Consider the following 8,549-nt stretch of genomic DNA (forward strand, 5'->3'; position numbering starts at 1 on the left):
ATAAAACAGTAACTTAAAAAATAGTGGTAACTGCCGTACTATAAGCGGGATGGAGTAAAGGCAGGATTTAGGGTGAATTTAAAAAATCTAGAAGCATTTTATTGGGTTGTGACTTTAAATAGTTTCAATAAGGCTGCCACAAAATTACAAACGACTCAGCCTGCCGTTTCACAAAAAATCACCTCTCTTGAAAATGATTTAGGTTTTAAAGTTCTCGATCGCAGCTTTCGACAGCTTAAACCCACTCATAAAGGCATGACCCTGTTTAAATATGCTGAAAAGTTTATGCGTTTGGAAACCGATTTGGTGGCCGAGCTGACTGAAAACCAGCATCTAACAGGAACAATTCGTTTAGGTGTTTCCGAGACGATCGTTTATACGTGGTTGGTTGAATATATCGAAAAAGTACAAAAAGAGTTTCCCAAAGTTTCTGTGGAAATTGTGGTGGATTTAACCCCAAATTTGCAAGAAGGTGTGCGTACTGGGGATTTGGACATGGCTTTTTTGCTAGGCCCGACTTTGGCTTTCGAGTGTGTAGAGCAGGCGCTGTGTGACTTTGAACTGAGTTTTTTGGCAGCGCCATCTTTTAAAGGTGGTGTAGGTCAAATGTCGTTTAAGACATTGATGTCTCATACCATTTTAACCTATCCAAAAATTACCTATCCCTATAAAGAGCTCAAGGCCAAAATGAAAGAACAGGCACTGGATGAGCCGCTTTCAATTACCAGTTATTCGCTTGCGACCTTATTGCGTCTTGCGGAGCAAGGTTTGGGGATCGCCGTTGTGCCAACCTTAACGGCGCTAAAGGAAATTACAGATGGTCGTTTAGAGATTTTAAATACCCCGATCCAACTCAAAACCTTTCATTTCACCTCGATTTATATGCAAGGAAATGATGCTGCCTTGAAAGAGAAATTAACCGATGTCGCAGTCACTGTTTCTGAAAGTGCAATGAAAAGACTGCTTGAGAAAATTAAAAAATAATTGAGGCGCACGCAGCTTTTTGACAAGTGATGTTTCTTTATCTCAAACCGTAATTTGTTTGAAAAACTATAAAAGCAGCTTATCGTGCGTGATAAGTAAAATTTATCATTAGACTTTTAATAAATAAAAAATAATAAAATACAGTTATTTAGTTTTAATAATGGATGTAAAAAGTCGTATTGTTCATCGCGCTTGCCTATGTTCTTATTTCAAATAGAAGATTTGATCCGCCATGGCTTTGGTTGGGCAATAGGGAATCTTTGTCAGTTAAAGGGATTTAAGAACAGAATTTGTAAGCAAAATGATGTTCTTGGTTCAACTTGAAAATAGCGTTATTAAGCTCAAATGGACGAGGAACGCATTAAATATGTCTTTATTAAAATCTTCTTTTTTATCAGATCGCCAATGGGCCATTGTTGCTTCAATCTTCATGATGGCAACCTCCGCCATGGGACCTGGTTTTCTAACTCAAACCGCAGTTTTTACTGTGAAATTGGGTGCGGCGTTTGGCTTTGCCATTCTCGTGTCTATTTTGATTGATTATGTGGTTCAGCAAAACATTTGGCGTGTCGTAACGCTGACGCAAATGCGTGCCTCGGATATTGCCAATAAAGCCTTGCCGGGCAGTGGTTACTTACTGGCTTTTCTGGTCATTTTGGGTGGCTTCTTCTTCAGTATTGGTAATATTGCAGGCGCGGCTTTAGGTCTCAATGCCTTATTTGGGTTAGACACTAAATGGGGCGGCATTTTAAGTGGTGCTTTAGCCATTTTAATTTTTGCTTCAAGAAAAGCCACGCTGGCCATGGATAAAAGCATGATCGTTTTGGGGTTGCTCAAAATCATCTTGATTATCATTGTTGCTGTCATTGTGATGCCACCTGTGGGCCAAGCTGTTCATCAAACGTTTGCACCCGACCAGATTGATTTTGCCATCATCACCACGATTGTCGGTGGAACGGTCGGCGGCTATATTTGCTATGCAGGCGCCCATCGTTTACTGGATAAAGGCGCGGTTGGCCCTGAAAATATTGATGAAGTCGCAAGAGCTGCAACCAAAGGTATTGTGGTTGTGGGCATCATGCGTTATGTGCTGTTTTTAGCTTTCTTGGGCGTGGTGGTGAGTGGTGCAAGTATTGATTTAGCCAGCCATGATGCCAATCCAGCAGCGCAAGCTTTTCAATATGCCGCAGGGACTTTTGGTTATAAATTATTTGGTCTGATTTTTTGGGCAGCAGGGATCAGTAGTACCATTGGCGCCGCTTATACTTCGGTTTCATTCTTTACCGCATTTAAGAAAAATCTCAGTCCAAAGCAAACCAACTACACCACCATTACATTTATCTCTTTAGCTTTATTACTGTATGTCGTACTGGGCGCAACCCCTGCTGGACTTTTGATTTTTGTTGGTGGCTTTAATGGCTTGGTACTGCCAATTGGTTTAACGATTTTTGTTTATGTAGCTGCTTGTCGTAAAGATATGATGGGGAATTATAACTATCCAAAATGGTTACTTATTTTGGGTGTACTCACATGTATGTTGACATGGTGGATGGGCTATATGTCCTTTACTACAGTCTTTAATTATTTAACCAAACTTTAAGCCAGACGATGGTGAAGTGATAAAGGAATTAAGCCATGTTTGTAGATTTAAATAGTGACTTGGGTGAAAGTTTTGGTTCGTGGAAAATGGGCAATGATGACCAAATTCTACCTGTGGTCACGAGTGCCAATATTGCATGTGGCTTTCATGCAGGTGATCCGCTGGGGATTTTAAAGACACTGCGGAAGGCTGTTGAATTAAATGTCACGATTGGCGCGCATGTATCTTATCCAGACCTTGTCGGTTTTGGTCGCCGTAATATGGATGTGTCACGTGATGAGCTGATTGCCGATGTGCTGTATCAAATTTCTGCACTGGATGGTCTAGCTAAAGTGGCTGGTTCTCAAGTGCAATATGTGAAACCACATGGTGCACTGTATAACATCATTGCACACGACCACGCTCAAGCCGCTGCGGTGATTGATGCTATCAAGATGTATAACCCAGAACTGGTTTTGGTGGCACTGGCAGGTTCCCACTTGGTTGAGCAAGCACGTGCAGCAGGCTTAAAGGTTGTATCTGAGGCATTTGCAGACCGTGCTTATAACAGTGATGGCTCATTGGTTTCACGACGTTTGGACGGGGCTGTTTTACATGACTCAGCCTTGGTGGCACGCCGTGTGGTGTCTATGTTGAAAAATGGCGGCGTTGATTCGATTGATGGTGTATTTACCCCGATTCAAGCGGACACGATTTGCTTACATGGTGACACCGCGGGTGCTTTAGAGATGTCGGCTGCGATTAAAGCTGAACTGCTAAATCATCATATTGAAATTCGTCCCTTTGTCTTAAAGCCTCAGGAAGTACGCAATGTATAAGGATATCCGAGTCGATTCAGCGCAGCTTGAAGCCGCTTTAGCCGCACGTTTAAAAATCCGTGCAGGCTTTGACAAACCAACGGCGGGTATGGCTGCGGGCATGACGCAGGTCAATATGATTTCGGTACCTAAAGATTGGGCTTATGATTTTCTACTGTATGCACATCGCAATCCGCAAAGCTGTCCTGTTTTAGACGTGCTAGAGGAAGGTGTTTATGCCACAAGACTGGCAGAGAACTCAGATATACGCACCGACTTTCCACGTTATCGCATCTGGAAAGAGGGTGAAATGGTCGATGAAGTAACGGATGCGAGTGACATTTATAATGCGCATCCTGACTTGGTAACATTTCTAATTGGCTGTAGTTTCTCTTTTGAAACAGCACTGCAGGAGGCGGGCATTGAAGTTCGTCATATCCATGATCAGACCAATGTACCGATGTATTTGAGTAATATTCAGTGTCAGCCTGCGGGGCGTATTTCGGGCAACATGGTGGTGTCTATGCGCCCAATTCCATCCCATCAAATCGCGGATGCCGTCAAAATTACAGCACGGATGCCAAGTGTGCATGGTGCGCCTGTACATATTGGAAATCCTGAAGGTTTAGGCATTCGTGATGTGAATCAGCCAGACTTTGGTGATGCTTCACGTATTGAGGCTGGGGAAATTCCAGTATTTTGGGCTTGTGGTGTAACCCCACAAGCAGCGGTGATGAACTCAAAAATTCCTTTTGCCATAAGCCATGCTCCCGGTCATATGTTGATTACTGACATTCCTGATCGTGCATGGATAGGTTAAGCGGCACTAAAGAATACTTAAAAGGATAGGCATATGCGTTTTTTATCGGTAAACGCGGATTGTTTTCTTATAGAGCTTGCCAGCCTAGAGGAAACATTGGCGTTGTACAATAAATTGCACACGATGCAATTGAATGGAATTAAAGACTTAGTCCCTGCTGCAAAAACGATTTTGGTTTTTTTTAATGAAATCGAGACCACCTTTAAAACATTGGTTACTTCGATTCAGACTGTAAAAATCGGTTCAGGCGGTGAGCGTAATGCCCAAGAGCTGATTATTCCTATCTGCTATACGGGCGAAGATCTTGCTCAAGTTGCAGAGTTACAAGGGCTTTCAATTGCTGATGTGATTTTGAAGCATCGTCAAAGTGTTTGGAATGTGGCTTTTATCGGTTTTGCACCGGGCTTTGCTTATATGAGCAGTCCCGATCGACCTTTTACAGATATTCCTCGCTTAGCTGTGCCACGTAAAAAAATACCGTCGGGTTCTTTGGGACTGGCAGGACAATATTCAGGGATTTACCCGAAAGATAGTCCGGGGGGCTGGCAGCTGATCGGTACGACTGCTGCAAAAATGTGGGATCTAGAGCGTAAAAATCCAGCGCTACTGTTACCAGGAATGACTGTACATTTTGAAGATGTCACACATCAACCGACCACGGTTAGCGTACCACAGCAAGTCACTCGTACAGTAGAACCTAAACAATCCATGCCTGTGTTTACGGTAACTGCACCGAGTCTACAGATGTTGATCCAAGATGAAGGACGTTTTAACCAGACCAAGATTGGTGTTGGTGTTGCAGGGGCGATGGATGTATCGGCGATGCACAGTGCAAATCGAATTGTCGGTAACTCAACTCCGACGCCTGTGATTGAAGTTTTAAATGGTGGTTTGAAAGCCAAAATGCATCAGTCCGCAGTCATTGCGGTTACGGGAGCGATTTCAAACATCCACGTGAAATTTAGTGATGGACAAAAGACTGACTTTGGCAGTTATCAAGCGATTGCTCTTGATGAAGGTGATGAATTTCAGATTCAAGCACCGACGGCAGGGCTGAGGAATTATCTGGCGATTCGTGGTGGTATCGACATGCAGCCTGTGCTGAATAGTGCCTCATTTGATAGTTTGGCCATATTAGGACCAGAACCTCTAAAAATGGGGGATACGGTTTATCAAGGACAGGTTGAAGTTTCAAATATCAGTAATACTGAAATTGCGAAGTTAAACTTGCCCAAAGTCGGCGATGTAGTAGAGCTCGACATTGTGATGGGACCGCGCACGGATTGGTTCGAAGCGGAGAGCATTGAGCGCTTATGTCAGCAAGCTTGGCTTGTGACCAATGAAAGCAATCGAGTTGGACTGAGGCTTTCAGGTGAACAACCATTGCAACGCAAAATTACCCATGAGTTGGAAAGTGAGGGAACTTGCATTGGTGCTTTGCAGATTCCACCCAGTGGACAGCCTGTATTGTTTATGAATGACCATCCTTTAACTGGTGGCTACCCCGTCATTGCGGCTGTGGCAAAGCACCATTGGGATTTGGTGGCACAGATTCCAGCAGGGTGCCAAATCAAATTTAAAAAAATGACCGAATTTACAGATTTTGAGAATGAATGATGACTACTGAAAAATTATTAATTGCAAACCGTGGTGAAATTGCCGTTCGTATTATTCATGCTTGCCGTGATATGGGTATTTCATCGGTTGCTGTATATGCCGATGATGATATGGACAGTATGCATGTCGAACTGGCGGATGAAGCATGGGGTTTGGCCGGTGCAACTGCACGTGAAACTTATTTGAATATTCCAGCCATTCTTGAGGTTGCTAAAAAATCCAAAGCGACCATGGTGCATCCAGGTTATGGCTTTTTATCTGAACGTGCTGAATTTGCACAGGCCGTAATTGATGCAGGCTTAAAGTGGGTCGGGCCGTCACCAAGTGCCATTGAAAAGTTGGGTGATAAAATTGAAGCACGTAAGATAGCCGCTTCAGTGGGCGCACCTTTAGTTCATGGTACACAAGGCCCCTTAAATAATGCTGATGAAGCACTCGAGTTTGCAAAGCAGTTTGGTTTACCTATTGCGATTAAGGCCGCTTTTGGCGGTGGTGGTCGCGGTTTAAAAGTCGTTTGGAAACTGGAAGATGTAAAGGAGCTGTATGATTCGGCTGTACGTGAAGCACAAGCCGCTTTTGGCCGCGGTGAGTGTTTTGTTGAGCAATACTTAGATCAACCACGCCATGTTGAAGCACAAGTGATTGCCGATCAACATGGCAATGTTGTGGTTTTAGGCACACGTGATTGTTCGCTACAGCGTCGTAATCAAAAACTGATTGAAGAAGCGCCAGCGCCTTTTATCAGCGATGCGATATATCAAGAAATTTTAACTTCGGCTAAAAATATCTGTCAGGCAGCCAACTATGTCGGTGCGGGTACAGTTGAATATTTGCTGAGCCGTGATGGAAAGCTTTCATTTTTAGAGGTTAATACCCGCTTGCAGGTGGAACATCCTGTTACTGAAGAAACGGCCAAAGTCGATTTGGTGGTTGAGCAAATTCGCGTGGCTCAAGGCCATGAACTTTCAATCAAAGAAACCCCGAAAGCGCAGGGGCATGCCATTGAGTTTCGTATCAATGCTGAAGACCCCGCTCGTGGCTTCATTCCTGCTTTTGGTGTATTGAGTTTATTTGAAGCACCATTTGGTCAGGGGGTACGTGTAGACACAGGTGTTCGTACTGGTTCTTTGGTGTCGAGTCATTTTGATTCGCTTATGGCAAAACTGATTATCACAGGCCCAACCCGTGAAATTGCGATCGCTCGCGCTAAACGTGCGCTGAAGCAATTTAAAATTGAAGGGGTTGCGTCGGTTTTAGACTTTCACCGTGTTGTATTAAATGAAGCTGATTTTACCGCCACATTTAATGTTCATACTCGTTGGATTGAAAATGATTTTAAACAGGACTTAAAGCCAACGAAACGCAGTATTCCGAATCATCAACAGCCGATGTTACTCAGTTATATTGAAATTGATGGGAAATTACATCGTTTAGGCTTACCTGCGGGTATGTTTGCACAAAACCCTACAATGACGTCTCAAGACCAACCAGCTACAGAAACAGCAGTGAGTGCTGAACACTTACTTGCACCAATCAATGGCGTAATTAGCGCTTGGAAGGTAGAAAACGGGGAGCAGGTCGCAGAGGGGCAGGTGGTGGCGATTATGGAAGCCATGAAAATGGAAGTCCCTGTACTTGCACATCAAAGTGGAGTGATTCAATTGATGGTTCAGCAAGGGGTGACCTGTCACGCAGAGCATATTATTGGATCGATTTGCTAAAAAAATAAATCATGTGAATGCACCTGATGCAGCATTTAGCTAAGTCAGGTTTTTGTTTGAAAACTCTTAAAAGTTGAGGGCTGGTTAGCTTTGTTTTATAGAGAAATGAAGTAAAAAAACGACTCAATAAAGATTTATTAGTCCAATAAAAGCGTTATTTTAAGAGATAGAGAGATTCAATAATCATTTTGTTGGGTAGCTGGAAGATAAGATGAAAACGATAAACTTGAAAAATAAAAATTAAAGAGTATTAGCGATGTATGTAATTATTATTTTTAACTAAATAAAGTACTCCGAAGATGCCGCTGCATGTGTCGTTACCCTGAACCCGATGAGTTCTGAGGGAAATCTTGTTTTTGGCGATCGGAGACAATATTAAACAGAGCTTAAATATATGTAAAATTAAAATAAATATTTGTATTTAAACAATAAAATCTATGAAAAAATACCACATTGCTCAGAAGTATAAATAATTTTCCTACCATATGCCTACTTTTTAATGTTTTCAGCCTACCATTTGCCTACTAAATTTACTTGTAAAATTTAATAAAAAAGGCGAAATAAACCGATTTTTGAGATGTAGAGCTTATTCGTTGGCATTTAATTTAGGCAGAAGCATCTGCTTTTTATCAACAGTTTTCGATATTTGAAATTGCAGAAAGTACATCAGGGTAGTTACTTCGATATTAGAAAATTACGTATCAAAACAGCTGAATAGTTTTTTCTTTAAATTATTTATTTACAATAAATAATTTAAAGTTATTTGATAAAAAAATTGACTGGAAAGTAAACAAGAATTATTTTGATAAAAATTCTTATTACTATTTGCAAATTATGAAAAAGCCCTCTTCAATATCTATGTCTAAAAAACTTTTCCCAATATTAGGGCTTGTTGAGAATTAACAAAGGCTACTGATTAATTTATAATAGTACTATGGATAGATACATACTTACTGATGCCCAATGGGCAAAAATGGAACCTTTTTGCCTAGGTAAAGTGACCGATCGAG

The 8,549-nt window shown here is 41.9% G+C and carries 5 protein-coding genes and 1 pseudogene; all 6 read left to right on the forward strand.

Annotated elements, in window-relative coordinates; all coding sequences use genetic code 11:
• Positions 1-72 precede the first annotated feature (72 nt).
• The 6 genes and pseudogenes from mumR to MF4642_RS04795 all read left to right on the forward strand — a co-directional run bounded on the left by mumR (position 73) and on the right by MF4642_RS04795 (position 7,539).
• On the forward strand, positions 73-984 hold the full coding sequence (gene mumR, locus MF4642_RS04770; RefSeq protein WP_078425469.1) for a LysR family transcriptional regulator MumR: 912 nt from the start codon (positions 73-75) through the stop codon (positions 982-984).
• 345 nt (positions 985-1,329) lie between these two features.
• Positions 1,330-2,584, forward strand: a pseudogene (locus tag MF4642_RS04775) (NRAMP family divalent metal transporter).
• Between the two features lie 35 nt (positions 2,585-2,619).
• Positions 2,620-3,402, forward strand: coding sequence for a LamB/YcsF family protein (locus MF4642_RS04780; RefSeq protein WP_078425470.1), 783 nt, complete (start codon positions 2,620-2,622; stop codon positions 3,400-3,402).
• A complete protein-coding gene (locus MF4642_RS04785; protein ID WP_078425471.1) occupies positions 3,395-4,201 on the forward strand; it encodes a putative hydro-lyase in 807 nt (268 codons plus the stop codon). The genes MF4642_RS04780 and MF4642_RS04785 overlap by 8 nt, the downstream gene beginning before the upstream one ends.
• 33 nt (positions 4,202-4,234) lie before the next feature.
• On the forward strand, positions 4,235-5,818 hold the full coding sequence (locus MF4642_RS04790; RefSeq protein ID WP_078425472.1) for an urea amidolyase family protein: 1,584 nt from the start codon (positions 4,235-4,237) through the stop codon (positions 5,816-5,818).
• Positions 5,818-7,539: an acetyl/propionyl/methylcrotonyl-CoA carboxylase subunit alpha gene (locus MF4642_RS04795; protein WP_101495438.1), complete on the forward strand. Its 1,722-nt coding sequence runs from the start codon at positions 5,818-5,820 to the stop codon at positions 7,537-7,539. Before MF4642_RS04790 ends, MF4642_RS04795 begins: the two co-directional genes overlap by 1 nt.
• Positions 7,540-8,549 lie beyond the last annotated feature (1,010 nt).

It is taken from the genome of Acinetobacter sp. MF4642, assembly GCF_002018925.1.
Classification (GTDB): domain Bacteria; phylum Pseudomonadota; class Gammaproteobacteria; order Pseudomonadales; family Moraxellaceae; genus Acinetobacter; species Acinetobacter johnsonii.

Bases quoted from the DNA above. Each gene is read 5' to 3' on its own strand.
- MF4642_RS04780 (WP_078425470.1), top strand. From the start codon at position 2,620: ATGTTTGTAGATTTAAATAGTGACTTGGGTGAAAGTTTTGGTTCGTGG.
- MF4642_RS04785 (WP_078425471.1), top strand. From the start codon at position 3,395: ATGTATAAGGATATCCGAGTCGATTCAGCGCAGCTTGAAGCCGCTTTA.
- MF4642_RS04790 (WP_078425472.1), top strand. From the start codon at position 4,235: ATGCGTTTTTTATCGGTAAACGCGGATTGTTTTCTTATAGAGCTTGCC.
- MF4642_RS04795 (WP_101495438.1), top strand. From the start codon at position 5,818: ATGACTACTGAAAAATTATTAATTGCAAACCGTGGTGAAATTGCCGTT.